The sequence below is a fragment of the Bradyrhizobium semiaridum genome (assembly GCF_020329505.1).
Classification (GTDB): Bacteria; Pseudomonadota; Alphaproteobacteria; order Rhizobiales; family Xanthobacteraceae; genus Bradyrhizobium; species Bradyrhizobium semiaridum.
Map to the genome: position 1 here is coordinate 337,708 of NZ_JAGKJJ010000006.1, position 16,267 is coordinate 353,974.

General features: G+C 65.3%; 13 protein-coding genes. 6 read left to right on the forward strand and 7 right to left on the reverse strand.

Annotated elements, in window-relative coordinates:
- Nucleotides 1-26: 26 nt before the first annotated feature.
- From J6500_RS10390 to J6500_RS10400, 3 genes are all read left to right on the forward strand, one after another.
- A complete protein-coding gene (locus J6500_RS10390; RefSeq protein WP_225712592.1) occupies nt 27-1,412 on the forward strand; it encodes a TAXI family TRAP transporter solute-binding subunit in 1,386 nt (461 codons plus the stop codon).
- 351 nt (nt 1,413-1,763) lie between these two features.
- A complete protein-coding gene (locus tag J6500_RS10395; RefSeq protein WP_225712593.1) occupies nt 1,764-2,453 on the forward strand; it encodes a L,D-transpeptidase in 690 nt (229 codons plus the stop codon).
- Between the two features lie 196 nt (nt 2,454-2,649).
- Entirely contained in the window at nt 2,650-4,218 is a 1,569-nt protein-coding gene (locus J6500_RS10400) for a DUF4403 family protein (protein WP_225712636.1), read from the forward strand.
- Nucleotides 4,219-4,363: 145 nt separating this feature from the next.
- On the opposite strand, the gene J6500_RS10405 is transcribed toward J6500_RS10400, so the two are convergent.
- Both J6500_RS10405 and J6500_RS10410 read right to left on the reverse strand, forming a co-directional pair.
- Nucleotides 4,364-5,563: a VCBS repeat-containing protein gene (locus J6500_RS10405; protein WP_312018211.1), complete on the reverse strand. Its 1,200-nt coding sequence runs from the start codon at nt 5,561-5,563 to the stop codon at nt 4,364-4,366.
- Nucleotides 5,514-6,605, reverse strand: a complete 1,092-nt coding sequence (locus tag J6500_RS10410; protein WP_225712594.1) for a PQQ-dependent sugar dehydrogenase — start codon at nt 6,603-6,605, stop codon at nt 5,514-5,516. Before J6500_RS10410 ends, J6500_RS10405 begins: the two co-directional genes overlap by 50 nt.
- 277 nt (nt 6,606-6,882) lie before the next feature.
- Between J6500_RS10410 and J6500_RS10415 the strand changes: the two genes are divergently transcribed.
- A complete protein-coding gene (locus tag J6500_RS10415) occupies nt 6,883-8,097 on the forward strand; it encodes an ABC transporter substrate-binding protein (RefSeq protein WP_225712595.1) in 1,215 nt (404 codons plus the stop codon).
- Between the two features lie 224 nt (nt 8,098-8,321).
- Here the strand turns inward: J6500_RS10415 and J6500_RS10420 are convergent, their stop codons facing one another.
- From J6500_RS10420 to J6500_RS10435, 4 genes are all read right to left on the reverse strand, one after another.
- Nucleotides 8,322-8,612 (reverse strand): hypothetical protein, encoded by a 291-nt coding sequence (locus J6500_RS10420; RefSeq protein ID WP_225712596.1) that lies wholly within the window; start codon nt 8,610-8,612, stop codon nt 8,322-8,324.
- A 203-nt stretch (nt 8,613-8,815) separates the two neighbouring features.
- Nucleotides 8,816-11,887 (reverse strand): alpha-mannosidase, encoded by a 3,072-nt coding sequence (locus J6500_RS10425; RefSeq protein WP_225712597.1) that lies wholly within the window; start codon nt 11,885-11,887, stop codon nt 8,816-8,818.
- A 246-nt stretch (nt 11,888-12,133) separates the two neighbouring features.
- Complete coding sequence (locus J6500_RS10430) at nt 12,134-12,670, reverse strand: PRC-barrel domain-containing protein (RefSeq protein WP_225712598.1); 537 nt, start codon at nt 12,668-12,670, stop codon at nt 12,134-12,136.
- A gap of 272 nt (nt 12,671-12,942) precedes the next feature.
- Nucleotides 12,943-13,320: a PRC-barrel domain-containing protein gene (locus tag J6500_RS10435; protein WP_225712599.1), complete on the reverse strand. Its 378-nt coding sequence runs from the start codon at nt 13,318-13,320 to the stop codon at nt 12,943-12,945.
- A gap of 362 nt (nt 13,321-13,682) precedes the next feature.
- Between J6500_RS10435 and J6500_RS10440 the strand changes: the two genes are divergently transcribed.
- Together J6500_RS10440 and J6500_RS10445 are read left to right on the forward strand one after the other, a co-directional pair.
- Nucleotides 13,683-14,420, forward strand: coding sequence for a response regulator (locus J6500_RS10440; RefSeq protein WP_211981910.1), 738 nt, complete (start codon nt 13,683-13,685; stop codon nt 14,418-14,420).
- 8 nt (nt 14,421-14,428) lie between these two features.
- Nucleotides 14,429-15,784 carry an ATP-binding protein gene (locus J6500_RS10445; protein ID WP_225712600.1) on the forward strand — a complete coding sequence of 452 codons (1,356 nt, stop codon included), beginning with the start codon at nt 14,429-14,431 and terminating at the stop codon, nt 15,782-15,784.
- A gap of 18 nt (nt 15,785-15,802) precedes the next feature.
- Here J6500_RS10445 and J6500_RS10450 read toward each other — a convergent pair whose 3' ends face one another.
- Nucleotides 15,803-16,012: a hypothetical protein gene (locus tag J6500_RS10450; protein ID WP_225712601.1), complete on the reverse strand. Its 210-nt coding sequence runs from the start codon at nt 16,010-16,012 to the stop codon at nt 15,803-15,805.
- Nucleotides 16,013-16,267: the final 255 nt, after the last annotated feature.

Consider the following 16,267-nt stretch of genomic DNA (forward strand, 5'->3'; position numbering starts at 1 on the left):
GCTTTTTCGGATAACATGACAGTATGATGTCAGAGCAGGATGACACTCTTCGCGCCGCACGGCGCAGGGTCAGGCGGCGGAACTCGTCGCTGCTGATCCTTGCAGCCGGCATGCTGGTCTTCGGTCTCGCCGCCGGTGCGCTCTACTACGTCCTGCGTCCGACCACGCTGCAGATCGCCGTCGGCCCGGCTGGCAGCGAGGATGTGAAGATCGTGCAGGCCTTCGCGCAGGCGTTTGCGCATGACGGCAGCGCGGTGCGGCTCAAGCCGGTCGCGACGCAAGGCGCCGCCGAAAGCATCGCGCTGTTCACCGCTGGCAAGGTCGACCTTGCGGTGGCCCGCGGCGATCTCAACCTGCCGGCCAGCGCGGAATCGCTTGCGATCCTGCGCAAGAACGTCGTCGTGCTGTGGGCCCCCTCCGGCGCCAAGGGCAAACGTTCCACGGGGTCGCGGGTCAAGAGCATCGACGATCTCGCCGGTCACAAGATCGGCGTGATCGGCAGCACGCAAGCCAACGTCACGCTGCTACGCGTGATCCTGACCGAGTCCGGCGTCAACCCCGACAAGGTCGCGGTCAGTCAGTTCAGCATCAAGCAGATCGCCGAGCTGGCGCGCGATCCCTCGCTCGACGCCTACATGGCCGTCGGTCCGCTCGACAGCAAGATCACCACCGAGGCAATCGCGGCGACCGCGGCCGCGCGCGGCGAGCCGCGCTTCCTGCCGATCGACGTCTCGGAGGCGATCGCGCAGAAGCATCCGCTCTATGAGTCCGACGAGATCGCCGGCAGCATCTTCTCGTCGTCGCCGGCGCGTCCGGAGGACAAGGTCGAGACCGTCAGCATCAATCACCTGGTGGTGGCGCAGCACAAGCTCGACGAGGCAACCGTCGGCGCGCTGGTCCGGCAAATGTTCACGCTGCGCCTGCAGGTCGCTCGCGACGTGCCGTCCGCGGCCAAGATCGAGAAGCCCGACACCGACAAGGATGCCGCGCTGCCGGCGCACCAGGGTGCGGCCGCCTATATCGACGGCACCGAGCGCACCTTCCTCGAGAAGTATTCGGACTACATCTGGGGCGGCATCCTGCTGCTCTCCGGCCTCGGCTCGGCGATCGCATGGCTGCGCCACTACATGAAGCGCGACGAGCGCGAGCAGTACATCGCCCATCGCGACAATCTGCTGGCGCTGATCTCGAAGGTGCGCGGCGCCGAAACGCCGGAGGCGCTCGAGACGATGATGAGCGAGGCGGACGATCTCTTGCGTGAGGCGCTCGACTGCTACGACGACGGCGCGATCGAGGAAGGGGACCTTGCCGTGATCGGGCTGACGCTGGAGCAATTCCACCACGCCATCGCCGATCGCCGCGCCGTGCTCGGCGGCGACAGGCCGGGCCTGCCGCGGATGCGCGCCAGCTAGGCGGCGACGTCACGCGGGCCGCACCATTTCGGAATAATGGAATAATACCCCTGAGTTGCCCGACGAGTCAAGTCACGCGTCGAACGCCGGCAGCCGCCGGCTCCTTTGCATGGGGTTGTTTTTCGAGTTTTTGGCCGAGCGCTCCCCCGCCGGCGACGGCCGGCTATCCCCGGCGGCGCCGCCTGGCAACGCCGGGTTAACTCTCCGACGAAACAGGCACGAAACAATTCCCTAACGCCACGAAACCATTTTGGCGATTTCGTGCAAACGTCCTGAAACGGCTGGCCTGTACTGCTTTGCCCCAACGACGCGCCAAACGGGCGCGCAGGGCGCAAACAACAGGGGTCGACAATGTTCAAGTCCAGCAAGCTGAACTCGCGTCTCGCTGCCGCCGCCTTTGGCGCGCTGGCGATTGGCGCTGTTGCCTTTTCCGCTTCCGCCGCGGCTGCGCCGCTGGCTCCCTTCCCCTTCATCCTGACGCCGCCGACCGAGGCCGTTCCGCCGCCGGTGCAGCAGATGCCGCAGGTCCAGGAGGAAGAGCGCAGCACCGTGCTGCCCGCCCGCCTCCGCCGCCAGGTCGTCGCCTATGCGACCCGCGAGGCACCCGGCACCATCATCATCGATACCCCGAACACCTATCTCTACCTGGTGCTCGGCAACGGCCAGGCGATGCGCTACGGCATCGGCGTCGGCCGCGACGGCTTCACCTGGTCCGGCACCCAGCACATCACCAAGAAGGCGGAGTGGCCGGATTGGACCCCGCCGCCGGAAATGATCGCCCGCCAGCCCTATCTGCCGCGCCACATGGCCGGCGGCCCCGGCAACCCGCTCGGCGCCCGCGCCATGTATCTCGGCGGCACCGTGTACCGCATCCACGGCACCAACGCCCCGGAGACCATCGGCACCCGCGTTTCCTCCGGCTGCCTGCGCCTCACCAATGAGGACGTCAGCGACCTCTATTCGCGGGTCAGCGTCGGCACCAAGGTGATCGTGCTGCCGATGACCTACCGCCGCGCCGACCTCGGCTCGGCCGTCCGCTGAACCGCTATCATCGTTAAACAAACACGGCCCCGGCCTGGCAGCCGGGGCCGTTGTCGTTTTGCCCGCCGTTAACCGCGTCGCCGCTTTGTGAGGTAACGCAAACTTCTGCCCCCGAAGCAGCGTGATCCGGCCACACTGGCGCCCTCGTCGGCAGGCCTGTACAACTTGTGTCAAGTTCATTTCATCCGGGGACATGATGCGTCTTTCGATGCGTCCGATGACGATCCTGATCGGGATCGCGGTGGTTGCGGTCTCGTTCCTGATCGCTCTGAAGGCCATGGACTGGATCGCGCCGAGCGCGCCGGTGCAGCCGCCCAAGATCGTGGAACGGCCGCCGCTGCCGGCGGCGCCGCGCTCATCGACGATCGTGGCGCAGGTCTCGGTCGCGCTGTCGGCGATCCGCGACGCCGCCGAACGCGGCGCGCCGAAGACCTTCGCCGGCAAGGCGCCCAATCCGGCGACGCAGATCCTGCAGAATGCCGATATCGGCTGGACCGCCTCGCGCGGCCCGATCGCGCTGACCGGCGCGCAGGACGTGCTGACGCTGTCGACCCCGATCGACGGGTCGCTGAAGGTCACCGGCTCGCTCTCGGCGAAGGCCAACAGCGCGGTGAACGATGCGCTCGGCAGCCTGCTCGGCGGCAACGTCGCCAAGCAGATCGGTGCCGTGAACATCAAGAACATCAACGACACCGGCGAGATCAAGGGCAACGTCACCCTGACCGCGCGGCCGAAGCTCGGCGCCTCCTGGCGGATCGAGCCGAACCTACAGGCGCAGGTCAATCTCGGCGACACCAGCCTGTCGACCGCGGGCGTGCGCATCAGCGTGCCGGCGCAGGTCAAGCCGGTGATCGACAAGACCGTCGCCGACCAGATCGCCGCGGTCGAGGCGCGGCTGCGCAACGATCCGGCGTTCCAGAACAGCGCACGCACGCAATGGACCAAGGCCTGCCGCTCGATCCCGCTGCAGGGCACCGGCGGCACCTCGTCGATGCCGCCGATGTGGCTCGAGCTGCGGCCGACCCGCGCCATCGCCGCGCAGCCGAAGGTCGACGCGTCGTCGATGATCATCACGATGGGGATCGAGGCCGAGACCCGGATCACCGAGAAGCAGACCACGCCGAACTGCCCGTTCCCGGAGAAACTCTCGATCGTGCCGCCGATGCCCGGCCAGGTCGCGATCGGGCTGCCGGTCGACATGTCCTTCACGACGCTGACCCAGCTGGTCGAGGCGCAGGTCAAGGACAAGACCTTTCCCGAGGACGGCTCCGGTCCGGTCGACATCACCGTCAAGCACGCCAGCGTCGCCGCCTCCGGCGACCGCCTGCTGATCTCGCTTTTGGTGCGCGCCAAGGAGAAGGCGAGCTGGTTCGGCCTCGGCGCCGAGGCGACCGTCTATATCTGGGGCCGGCCGCGGCTCGACCAGCAGGCGCAAACGCTGCGGCTGGACGATGTCGAGCTGGCGGTGGAATCCGAGGCCGCGTTTGGCCTGCTCGGCGCCGCGGCGCGCGCGGCGATCCCGCGCGTGCAGCAGGCGCTCGCCGACCGGCTGATCGTCGACCTCAAGCCGTTCGCCGGCAACGCGCAGCGCAAGATCGCCGCCGCGATCGCCGACTTGCAGAAGAACGAGGACGGCCTCCGCGTCGACGCCGAGGTCAACAGCATCCGGCTTGCCGGCATCGACTTCGATTCGAAGACGCTGCGGGTGATCGTGGAGACTGAGGGCACCATCAAGGCCGCCGTGACCGCGCTGCCGACGCTGTGACCTGAACCGGCCAGAGGCTAAGGCGCGATGAAATTCGGTTGAATCATCATCGCGCCTTAGCGTTTTGTTTGAGCATGATCTCCGCGCAAACGCGTTCCGCGTTTGTCGCGAGGGAAAACCGCTTCGCACTTTTCCGGATCATGCTTTAGACGATATCCCAGTCGTTGGAGACCGCGCCCGCGGCGGCGATGATGTGTGCGCCGCCGATCTGGCCGTTGTCCCAGATCGACACCGCGCCATTGTCGTTGCGCCACAGGATGTCGCTACGGCCGTTGCCGTCGTAGTCGCCGGTGTCGGCGATCTGCCACGCGTTCGGTACCACGCCTGCCGAGGCCACAACGTGCGCGCCGCCGATCTGACCGTTATCCCAGATCGAAACCGCGCCGTTGTCGTTGCGCCACAGGATATCACTGACGCCATTGCCGTCGAAGTCGCCGGTGCCGGCGATCCGCCACGCGTTCGGTACCACGCCTGCCGAAGCCACAATGTGCGCGCCGGCGACCTGGCCGCTATCCCAGATCGAAACCGCACCGTTGTCGTTGCGCCACAGGATGTCGCTGCGGTCATCGCCGTTGAAATCGCCGGTCCCGGCGATGTGCCAGCCGGCGGGAACGGTGCCGGCACTGGCGATGATGTGCGCGCCGCCGATCTGGCCGTCATTCCAGATCGAGACTGCGCCGTTGTCGTTGCGCCACAGGATGTCGTCATGATGGTTGCCGTCGAAATCGCCCGTGCCGGCAATGTGCCAGCTTGCGGCAACGAGGCCCGCACTGGCGACGATATGCGCACCAGCGGCCTGCGCGCTATCCCAGATCGAGACCGCGCCGTTGGCGTTCTGCCACAGCGCATCGCTGGCGCCGTCGCCGTCGAAATCGGCCTTGGCCGCAATGTGCCAGCCGGCGGCGATGCCGGAGCCGACGAGATGCGCGGTCCCGATCTGCGCATCGTCCCAGACCGAGACGGCGCCGTTGTCGCGGAACCAGAGGATGTCGTCACGGGCATTGCCGCCGAAATCGCTCTGACCGATCGAGTCGAACGCGAAATCATCCGCGGCGAGATTGGACCTGGTGACACCGAGCAGCGTGAGCTTGTCGCCGCCGCCAACGTCGATCACGGTGTCGGCGCCGAGCTGTGTCGCATGCGCGAGGACGCCGGAGAGCGAGTGGACGTCGAAGCCGGCAAGGCCGATCCGGTCGCCGCTGCCGGCGCCTGCCGCAAAGTCATTGATGATGTCAGAGCCATAGCCCGGCGCGAACACGAAGCGATCGGCGCCGGCTCCGCCGGTCGTCGTATCCTCACCGGTGCCGCCATCGAGGAGATCGTTGCCCGAGCCGCCAAACATCATGTCGTCGCCGCCAAGGCCGCGCAACCGGTCGCCCTGGTCTGCCGAGACCACCTCCGGCGTCAGCCGGAACACGTCGCCGCCATTGGTGACGATGTAGAGATTGCCCCTGGCATCCTCGCCGAACGAGGTCGGGAACGAGATGACGCCGACGTCGGTATGGATCTGCGACGTCCGGTCGGTCGCAACCCAGGCGCTGCCGTCGTAGCGCAGCGTGTAGACGGCCGCCGCGCCCGATGTCGATCTCCTCCCAGCTGCTCGCGCCGACATCGGCGATGTAGAACTCGCCGGTGCCGCGATCGAAACTGTCGCGGAATGGATTGCGAAGACCGAGCGCGAAAATTTCGGCGGCGGCGCCCACCGTGCCGACGAACATGTTGTCGGACGGGATGGCGTAGTTCTTGTTGGGGTCTGCCGGAAATGCGTCGGCATGAACGTCGATACGCACGATCTTGCCGAACAGGTTGGCCGCGGTCTGCGCATTGTTGCCATTGGCGTTGTCGCCGACCGCCGCGTAGAGGTAGCCATCGGGGCCGAACCCGATCCAGCCGCCGTTGTGGTTGGTGGCGCTGGACAGATTTCCGAGGCTCATGACCGTCGTCATGCCGTCCACGGTATTGGGATTTGCCGGATTGACGTGATAGCGCACGATCTCGTTGTGCGCGCCGCCCGTCGTCACCGTCATGTAGGCATAGACAAAGCCGTTGGTTGCATAGTCCGGGTCGAACGCCAGGCCGAGCAGGCCGCGCTCGCCATTGGCATCGACATTCGCGGTCAGGAACGGCGTCGGCAGCAATTGCCCGGTGACGAGATCGACGATCCGCACCGTGCCGTTCTGCTGAACGACGAACAGCCGCCCCGAGTCGCCCGGAGCCGCGGTGGCATAGAGTGCGCCGGTCAGTCCGGTTGCGACGCGGGTTGCCGTGATCGAGCCGACATTGCCCTGCGCTCCGTTCGGATCGAAGCCGTAGATCAGGTCGCGGCCAGCACTGCCGCTGAGGTCGTTGATGCCATCATTGCCCAGAACGACGTTCGCATTCGGCATGCGAGCCTCCAGGGAGTTTGCAGTGGAGATAGCGAGATTGCGTTCAGGTTCGCGAAGAATACCCAGCGAGCGCAGCGCATCGAAGCATCAGGCAAGCGCGCCCGACGTTCAAGCAGAAACTCGCGAACGTGCGAGGTAACCCGGCACTCCGATGCCGGGCCCGCGCCCCGACGTCGCAACGATTGCGCAAAAAGTCGGCTTTGCGACAGCTTGCCGCACCGGATAGAAGGGCGTCGTGGAAGCACCCCTCAACAAGAAAGTCAGGGAGAGAACAATCATGAAATCGCTCTTGGCCGCAGCGGCGGCCGGTCTTGCGCTCGCGGCCTCAGGCAGCGCGGCCAACGCCCAGATCTCGGACAATGTCGTCAAGATCGGCGTGCTCACGGACATGTCGAGCCTCTATGCGGACGCAACCGGCAAGGGGTCCGTCGCCGCGGTCGAGATGGCGATCGCCGATTACGGCGGCAAGGTGAAGGGCGTGCCGATCCAGATGGTCTCGGCCGACCACCAGAACAAGCCTGATGTCGGCATCAACATCGCGCGCAATTGGTACGACAACGAGAAGGTCGATGCGATCTTCGACGTCCCCACCTCCTCGGTCGCGCTGCCGATCTCGGCGCTGACGCGCGAGAAGAACAAGATCCACATCAATTCCGGCGGCGGCTCCTCCGACATCACCGGCACGGCCTGCTCGCCCAACACGGTGCACTGGACCTACGACACCTATGCCCTGTCGAACGTCGCCGGCAAGGCGATGGTCAAGCGCGGCGAGGACACCTGGTTCTTCGTCACCGCCGACTACGCCTTCGGCATGGCGCTGGAGCGCGACGCCGCCAATGTCGTCAAAGAAAGCGGCGGCAAGGTGCTCGGTGACGTGCGTCATCCCCTCAACTCGTCGGACTTCTCGTCCTTCCTGCTGCAGGCGCAGGCGTCGAAAGCCAAGGTCGTGGCGCTGGCGAATGCCGGCGGCGACACCACCAACGCATTGAAGCAGGCCTCCGAGTTCGGCCTGACCCAGGGCGGCCAGAAGATGATCGCGCTGCTGCAGGAGATCACCGACACCCATTCGCTCGGCATCAAGGCGACGCAGGGCCTGATCGTCACCGACGCGTTCTACTGGGACATGAATGATGAGACCCGCGCCTTCTCGAAGCGCTTCAACGAGAAGGTCGGCCACATGCCGACCATGATCCAGGCCGGCCTCTATTCGGCGACCATGCACTACCTGAAGGCGATCGAGGCCATCGGCACCGATGAGGCGCCGAAAGTGATGGAGCAGATGCGCAAGACGCCGATCAACGACTTCTTCGCCAAGAACGGCCACATCCGGATCGACGGCCGCATGGTGCACGATATGTACCTGTTCGAGGTCAAGAAGCCCGAGGAATCGAAGGGCGAGTGGGACCTCTACAAGCTGATCGCCACCGTGCCCGGCGACGAGGCGTTCCGCCCGCTCGACAAGGGCGGCTGTCCGTTGGTGAAGTCGAACTGAACACTTTCCGTGCCCCGGCATTTTGTCGGAGCGAGAAGATGACAAACCCGCAATCCCGAACATCACAAGTTCGGGATTGCCAATTCCAAACGTGAACCTCGGCGTGGACCGGTTGACCTATAGGCGCCGGGATTTTGCATTATCCTTCCCGGGGCTAGAACCGGCGCCGCCTGCCGTATTTCAAGCAGGCGGCGTTGTGTTGTCGAAAGCGGTTCCCTGTTTACTCAGCGCCGGTGATGGCGGCGATGGCGCGGCAGTTCGGCGGGGATGCCGATGCCGGCCTCCCGCTGTTGAATCGCCTGCAACACCGCCGGCGGCTGCAGCACAAGAGCGGCTGCACGGGTCGGTGCACCGCCGTTGAGGACGTCGCGGTACGGATACAGCGCCTGATACGCAGCCGGCTCGGAAATCGCAGCCTGGGCCGAGGCGGCCGTGGCCGCGAAGGCCGACAGCGCCGCGGCCAGCGCAACGGTTTTGAGGGCCGCCTTGGCCGCATGAGAAATCGTGGTGATCATGATCGCGCTCCTTGCGATTTTAATCGCATGCGATTAATTCGCTCGCGCCTGATAAAGGAATGCTGTCGGTCAATTTCAAGTATTCCGATTTAATCGGATGCGATACATTTGATCACAACGCTTCAACTATCCGTGTCGCGCAAAAATTGCCAGAAAAATCAGTGGGATGCCGGAAAGCCGATCGGCCTGCCGGCTGCACCCGATCAGGCTCCCAGGACGCGCAGCGTCACAATCTGGAACGGACGCAGCGGCAGACGGCACGTCCGCCCCTCGACCGCCAGGGCGCCGATCCGGTCTTCCAGGATATTGCTCGTCCATACCGCAGCGATATCGACGCCGAACTCCAACGTCACGGCGGCGTGAGCGCCGGTGCTTTCATAGAGCCGCACGACCCAGCCCTCGCCGTCCTCGGCGGGCTTGATCGTATCGACGACCACGTTGAGCGAAGACGCCTTCAGGAACGACTGCCGCAGCGGCTCGGCTGGACGTCGGTTGATCCAGAGCACCGGTCGGGCAAAGCGAAGTGCCTTGCCGACGGTGTCGGCAGTGCGCCAGTCGCCGGCATGCGGATAGATCGCATAGCCTATCCGGTGCAGCCCGATATCAGCCTCCGGATCGGGCGAGATCGGTCCGCGCAACAGCGTCAGTGCGAGCTGATTGCCTGAGGTCGAATAGCCATGCCGGCAATCGCTGAACAGCGACACGCCGAAATCGGGTTCACCGATGTCGGCCCAGCGATGACCGGGAACCTCGTATTTGGCCGCATCGGCATCCGTGTTGGCGTGCGTCGGCCGCTCGGTTGCGCCGAACATGGTTTCATAGGTCGCATGCGGCGCGCGCACGGTGACAGGAAACATCACCTTGAGCGCCGTCCTGCGCTCCTGCCAGTCGACCGTGCTCTCGAACGCGAGGTGATCGGCACCGGCATCGAGGCGAATCACCTGGGACAGATGGCTGGCGCGGCCGAGCTTGCGCTTGAAACGGATCTCGCCGCGCAGCCCACCGTCGAGCACCACCTCGCAGGCGACCTCTCCGGTCGCCTCGCGCGCAGTCTCCAGCGCGAACGGATCGATATCCCATGCCTCGAAGTCGAGCGGCCGATCTTCCAGCAGCAGGAAGCGGGCGCCGGGCGCGGCCATGGTCTCGCGGCCGGTCAGCAAATGCACCAGCGAGCGGACGTGACCGGCGCGGTCGACGCGCGCCGCGAGGACCGCATTCGTCAGCACGAAACCGTCGGCATCGGACACGACGGTGACGCGCTCATCGATCGCGGTCGTCTCTCCCGCGGCGAACGGCGCGGCGACGACACGATGAAGCATGCCGTCGGGATCAGCGGCGATTCCGGCACGCGCGCTGCCCAGCGTATTGACCGGCGTCCAGCCGCCCTCGCCCGTCTCGCAAAGTGTATCAAGCACGGCGCGCGTGCGGCGCCTCGCCTCCTCCTCGACGCCGGCGAGCTCGGCCTCGGTCCGCTCATAGACCTCGCCGATGCTGCTGCCCGGGATGATGTCGTGAAACTGGTTGACCAGCAGCGTGCGCCAGAGCGCTTCGATCTCCTCCGCCGACGGCGCCGGCTTGCGCCACGCGGCCGCAACGCTGGTCACGAATTCCAGCGCCTGAAGGCCGGCCTCGCAGGCGCGGTTGAGCCGCTTGATCTCGGCCTGTGTGGTGTAGGTGCCGCGGTGATATTCGAGATAGAGCTCGCCCTCGATCGTGGCAAAATTTTCTGCGGACCTTGCCAGACGGTCGAAGAATTCGTCGACCGTGCGAATTTGAATCCTCGGCAGCCCTTGCAGATCCTTCGTGCGCTGCAACGTCTCCAGCATGGTTTCATCGGCGCCGCCGCCGCCATCGCCGTAGCCTAACAGATAGAGTGCATCAGGCGACCGGTCGGCATCCTTGTAATTGGCGGCGTGATAGCGAAGCTCGGCGAGTTGCGTCGAGCCATTGTAGGTGTCCGCGGGCGGGAAATGCGCCAGCACCGTGGTGCCGTCGAGGCCGCGCCAGTGGAAGCTGTGATGCGGCGGCGAGGTGAACTTGTTCCACGACAGCTTTTGGGTCAGGAAGCGCGCCATTCCCGCCGAGCGCATCAGCTGCGGCAGCTGCGCGTCGTAGCCGAACACGTCGGGATTCCAGAACACGGTGGAGCGTGCGCCGAAGGTGCGCTCGAAATAACGCTGGCCGTACAGGAATTGGCGGCAGATCGATTCGCCCCACGGCAGATTGCAGTCCGGCTCGACCCAGCTGCCGCCGACCGGGATCCACTGGCCGGCCGCAGCCTTGGCGCGGATGCGGGCGAACAAGTCGGGATCGTTCTGCTCGATCACGAGATACTGGTAGGCCTGCGAGCAGGCGAACTTGAAATCGGGATAGCGGTCCATCAGCCTGACCGCCGTGGAGAAGCTGCGCTGCGCCTTGCGCCTTGTTTCCGCCAATGGCCACAGCCAAGCGGTATCGAGATGGGCATGGCCGATCGCCGTCATCTCGTGAGCGATCGTGCCGTTGCGCGCCGCGAGCAACTCGTCGAGGATAGCCCGCGCCGCCGGCCAAGTCGCGCGGTCGTCGGGATCGACGATATTGCAGACGCGATTGAGATCGTGCAGCAGCCGCCCCGCCCAGGTGCGGTCCAGCGCCGGTTGCGCGCTCTCGCCAACGGCGCCGTAGGCCCTGCTCCTGGTCGACGGATCCCGGTCGGCCTCGAGCTGGCGCAGCACGTCGTAATCGAAATAGAACGACCAGGCCTCCGGATCGAAGCGGCGCAGCTCGCACGCCGCCAGCGCGTAGGCTTGCGTGTCGCTTCCGAACGCGCCGAACAGGCCGTTGCAGGCGACCTCCACGACGAGGCTGAGAGTCTCTCCGCCGCGTGCCGATGAGATGAGCGGGGCGACGTGCCGGCCGGGATTCAGTCCCTGTGTCGAGCGCCCGTCCAGCCAAACCAGGGCCTCCGAGCGGCTGTCCCAATAGAGGTCGACGCGCGAGCCGGCCCAGTCCTCTGGCACCTTGGCCACAACGCGGACCCAATACGTCGCCCAGAGCGGCCCCAGCGGCTGGCCCAGTTCGACCGGCCGGTAGTCCAGCTTGAGCGCCTCCGCGAGGCTGATCCGCTCCGTCGGACCGGCCAGCTCGATCGAGGTGACCTTGACGCGATCGCTGTGAATCCTGCGCTGCAGCCGTTCGGCAAAGCGCTCCAGCCGGCGCCGCGTGTACTGCGGATACCGCCCGCGAATTCGAGCCACTGAGGAATTGCCGTTCTCTCGATCCGTCTCGCCGATCATGTTTCACCCGTGTGAGGGATGAAGACCTAAGCCCAATTCGTTGAGGCTTGATTATAGCGGCGAGAGAGCCGCCGGTTCAGCGACCTCAGGACCCCTCTTCAGCGGCAGACCTGCATGGCCTGAGATTCGAAAGTGCCTGTTACCTGACTCAACCCTTAGGCCCTTGATTCAGGTTTTACGTACCCGGACGCAAAAACGCGCCCGGCGGCACCGGGCGCGCTCTGCCTTGATTTGATGCGATACGCGTTAGTCGGTCGAGTACTTGAACTCGGGCATCGCCTTCAGCTCGTCCTTGCTCGCGCTGATCACGGCGTGGTCCGGGTACCAGGGATTCGGCTTCGACGTCGATGCCGCAGGTGCGGCGCCCGTCGTCGTCGTCGTCTTGCTGGTGCTGCCCGGGCTCGACGTGCTGGCGCTCGTTGAAGCGACCGGCTCGTTGACGAACTTCACCTTGTCGAGCGGCAACGCAACCAGGTGCTCGCCGACGCCGAGGAAGCCGCCGACGCCGACCACGACCGCCTTGATCGCGCCGCCCTTCTCCATCAGCAGGTCATTGATCGAGCCGACGCTCTCGTTCTTGTCGTTGTAGACGCTGAGACCGACGACCTTGGACGTACGCCAGTTGCCCGTATACGAGGTCGACGTTGTGCTGGTCGTTGTGCTCGCCGGCGGCGGTGACGCATTGGTCTTGTCACTCTTGGTGTCGGTTGGCGTCTGCGCAAACGCAACGGCCGCAAGCATCGCCGAGCCGGCAACGCCGGCGACGAATGATTTGACTAACATCGGTGGCTCTCCTCAGTTCGCAAAATCGATACATGGAGAACCCGTAATCTTCGTAAGTGTTCCTACGAAAGATGCGACGAAAAAACCGCCCTTCTTCGAGGGAACGTGCGTCAAGCCGAGACAACTGCCAGCGAAATCGCGCCCCTTGGCACGCGAATCTTGGCAAGTGAACCGAATCTTGGCAAGTGAACCCTAGAATCGCGTGGCACAGCGTGCCCGCCGGCGCGCAATGCGCCTACGATCGCGACAGCGCGCGCAGGCAACGTGCGCGGTCAGAAGCCGCCCCAATAGGGCGGGACGCCGTAGAAGCGATGCAGCTCGACCTCCTGTGAACGGTCGCCCCAGTCGAAATCCTTGTCGGCCCGGAACGACGGCGCGCGCTTCAGCTCGTCATCTTCGATGTCGAGCTCGTAGGCCTCGAACTTCGGGTTGTAGTGCAGCCTGCCCCAGGGCAGCGGAATGAGGTTGGTGCCGATGCCGAGGAAACCGCCGAAGCTGAGCACCGCGTACGACACCTGCCCGGAGATCTTGTCGATCATCAGCCGTTCGATATGGCCGATCATGTCACCGTTGGGCCGGCGCACCGCCGTGCCTTCGACGCGATCGCTTGCAATGAGCTGATGCGGCCTGGTCTTGACCTCGACAGCCATTTCACCCTCCCAGCCTTTCGACTCGCAGAGATGAATCAACGCGTTGCCGGAGAGCCGGTTCCGCCCCCGGTCCGGCAGCCGCCTCCTGGCTTTTTGCGCGCCGCATGGTCGCCGCAGCACACCTGTAAAAGGCCGGTTGCCCGGCGGGCATCGCGAGCGCGCGCGGCTGGCGGCGACGGCCGCGCCCGAAATCCGAATTGGCGAGATTGTCCCGTTGTTTCAATGAATTAGTTTGATGACAGAACGCTAACTTTTCACCACGCAGACGACTCGTTAGCGTCCATTGTCGGGCAAGATTTCAGAAACAAACCGAAACAAAATTCCTGAGCCACTTTCCCCGAATCATGGACACAAAGAAGGGTATGACCCAGGCCACGCCCAACATCCTTGTCGTCGAGGACGACCGCGAGACGCGGACCCTCATCGCAAAATATCTCCGCACCAATTCCTGTCATGTCACCACCGCCTCCGACGGACGCGAGATGGCCCGCGCGATGACCGATCATCGCGTGGACCTGCTGGTGCTCGACGTCATGCTGCCGGGCGAGGACGGGCTCAGCCTGTGCCGCAAGGTGCGCGCGGAATCGCAGACGCCGATCATCATGCTGACCGCGCGCGGCGAGGACGTCGACCGCATCCTCGGCCTCGAGATGGGCGCCGACGATTATCTGGCAAAGCCGTTCAACCCGCGCGAGCTGCTGGCGCGGATCAACGCGGTGCTGCGCCGCCAGGCTGCCGCGCGCAACGCCAGCGCGATCGAGGGTGCGACAGTGCTGACCTTCCTCGGCTGGAAGATCGACATCCGTTTGCGCGAGCTGCGCAACCCGGAGGGTGCGCGCGTCGCCATGACCAGCGCCGAGTTCGACCTGCTCAGGACGTTCTGCGAGCGGCCCGGCCGCGTGCTGTCGCGCGACAGCCTGCTCGACCTGACCCAGGGCCGCAGCGCCGGTTCGTTCGAACGCTCGATCGACGTTCTGGTCAGCCGCATCCGCCGCAAGATCGAGCCCGACCCGCAGGAGGCCACCATGATCAAGACGGTGCGCTCCGGCGGCTATGTGTTCACCCCGCGGGTGGAGGCGGTTGCCGCTGCGAGCAACTGATAATGGTCATGAAGCTGCTGCGCGTCCTGACACTGCGCGGTATCGGCGCACAGATGGCGGCGCTGGTGGTGGTGTCGATCGTCGCACTGCACCTGATCATCACCGCGACCTTCCTGATCCATCGGCCCGACCAGGCCGACCCGCCGGATCGCTGGCACACCCAGCTTGCCGCCGCCGCACAGCTGCTGGGACGTGCTCCAGCGTCGGAGCGGCCGCGGCTCGCGGCCGACATCACGCGCGCCTTCCCGCAGCTTGCGGTCGGCGACCTGCCGGACGAGACCGTCCCGATGGCCGACCCCGACACGCAGAGCCTCCACGCCTTGCGGCGGCTGGGCGCCGGCTATCGCGTCTTCCTGCTGCCGCGGGAGGCGGGCGTCACGCCGCATGACGGCGAGACCCGCCGCATCGCGATCCGCCTCCCCGACGGCGACATGATCGCCGCAAACCTGGTACCAGACCAGCACATGCGCCCATTCTGGACGGGGCCGTGGCTGATGACGGTGCTGTTCGCCGTGATCAGCGTCACCCTGCTGAGCCTGTGGGCGGCATGGGCGCTCACGGCGCCGCTGTCGAGCTTCGTCAGGGCCGCGGAGACCTTCAGCCTCGACGGTGCCGCTGCCCCGCTGCCGGAGCGCGGTCCGGAAGAGATCCGCTCGCTGGCGAAAGCGCTGAACCGGATGCGCGAGCGCATCACCGCACTGATCGACGACCGCACTAGGACGTTGGCCGCGATCAGCCATGATCTGCGCACGCCGATCACGCGGATGCGGCTGCGCGCGGAGTTCATCGAGGACGAGACCCATCGCCACCGCATGCTGCGCGACCTCGACCAGATGCGCTCGATGCTGGAATCGGTGCTGTCGTTCCTGCGCAATGACCGCAAGTTGGAGGAGATGACGCTGGTCGACATCGCCAGCACGCTGCATCTGGTCACCGACCAGTTCGCCGATATGGGCCACAAGGTCGGCTACATCGGCCCGCAGCATGCGATGGCGACGGCGCGGCCCGCCGACCTGCATCGCTGCATCACCAATCTGGTGGAGAACGCGGTACGCTTCGGCGGCGAGGTCGCGGTCCGGCTCGACGTCGCAGGCGACCGCCTCGCCATCGACGTCGAAGACGATGGCCCCGGCATTTCGGATGCGCACAAGGCGAGCGTGCTGGAGCCATTCGTGCGCGGCGACCAGGCGCGCAACATGGACGAGGACGAGGGCTTCGGCCTCGGGCTGTCGATCGCCAACGCCATTGTGCTCGCCCATGGCGGCACGCTGTCGCTGCACGACCGCAAGCCGCACGGGCTCGTGGTGCGGATCGAGCTGCCCGCACGAAAGCAGCCGCAGCAGTTGCAGAAATCCGCGGCCTGATCAGGTCACTCGTTGCGCTCAGGCAGCGAGCGGCGTGAGCTGGACGTCGTCGTAGATCGCGATGGCTTCGAAACGGTAATTGCAGGCGCGGCAATGCCACAGGTAGGACGTGCGGCCGTCGCCATGCTCGACCCAGTCCGGCCGCGCGATCGGCTTGCCGCATTGCGCACAGGGATTTTCACGAGGCATGAAACCAAGATCTTGGCGGGCCAAATCCTGACGAGTCATGGCGCATCTCCCGAGTAGAAATCCTTTTTATGCTTGGAATGGACAATCGTGCTGACTGAAACCCCTGCACGTCGCCTTTGCCAGTGTAGACCTTTGTTGAGTCGTTTGCACGACAATCCGCTGCGTGCGACATACGGGAAAATCGATCCTGACAATTTGCAGCGCTTTGCGCGTCATCTGCGATTCCGCAAAATCACGTACGCGTCGGTTCCATTTTGCACGGCTTTGCCATATTCCTGCCCGCTCGCCGTACCA

What these genes read in the sequence shown, in the direction of transcription:
- J6500_RS10390 (WP_225712592.1), top strand. Translation starts at nt 27, where the DNA reads ATGTCAGAGCAGGATGACACTCTTCGCGCCGCACGGCGCAGGGTCAGG.
- J6500_RS10395 (WP_225712593.1), top strand. Translation starts at nt 1,764, where the DNA reads ATGTTCAAGTCCAGCAAGCTGAACTCGCGTCTCGCTGCCGCCGCCTTT.
- J6500_RS10400 (WP_225712636.1), top strand. Translation starts at nt 2,650, where the DNA reads ATGCGTCTTTCGATGCGTCCGATGACGATCCTGATCGGGATCGCGGTG.
- J6500_RS10405 (WP_312018211.1), bottom strand. Translation starts at nt 5,563, where the DNA reads ATGATGTTTGGCGGCTCGGGCAACGATCTCCTCGATGGCGGCACCGGT.
- J6500_RS10410 (WP_225712594.1), bottom strand. Translation starts at nt 6,605, where the DNA reads ATGCCGAATGCGAACGTCGTTCTGGGCAATGATGGCATCAACGACCTC.
- J6500_RS10415 (WP_225712595.1), top strand. Translation starts at nt 6,883, where the DNA reads ATGAAATCGCTCTTGGCCGCAGCGGCGGCCGGTCTTGCGCTCGCGGCC.
- J6500_RS10420 (WP_225712596.1), bottom strand. Translation starts at nt 8,612, where the DNA reads ATGATCACCACGATTTCTCATGCGGCCAAGGCGGCCCTCAAAACCGTT.
- J6500_RS10425 (WP_225712597.1), bottom strand. Translation starts at nt 11,887, where the DNA reads ATGATCGGCGAGACGGATCGAGAGAACGGCAATTCCTCAGTGGCTCGA.
- J6500_RS10430 (WP_225712598.1), bottom strand. Translation starts at nt 12,670, where the DNA reads ATGTTAGTCAAATCATTCGTCGCCGGCGTTGCCGGCTCGGCGATGCTT.
- J6500_RS10435 (WP_225712599.1), bottom strand. Translation starts at nt 13,320, where the DNA reads ATGGCTGTCGAGGTCAAGACCAGGCCGCATCAGCTCATTGCAAGCGAT.
- J6500_RS10440 (WP_211981910.1), top strand. Translation starts at nt 13,683, where the DNA reads ATGACCCAGGCCACGCCCAACATCCTTGTCGTCGAGGACGACCGCGAG.
- J6500_RS10445 (WP_225712600.1), top strand. Translation starts at nt 14,429, where the DNA reads ATGAAGCTGCTGCGCGTCCTGACACTGCGCGGTATCGGCGCACAGATG.
- J6500_RS10450 (WP_225712601.1), bottom strand. Translation starts at nt 16,012, where the DNA reads ATGACTCGTCAGGATTTGGCCCGCCAAGATCTTGGTTTCATGCCTCGT.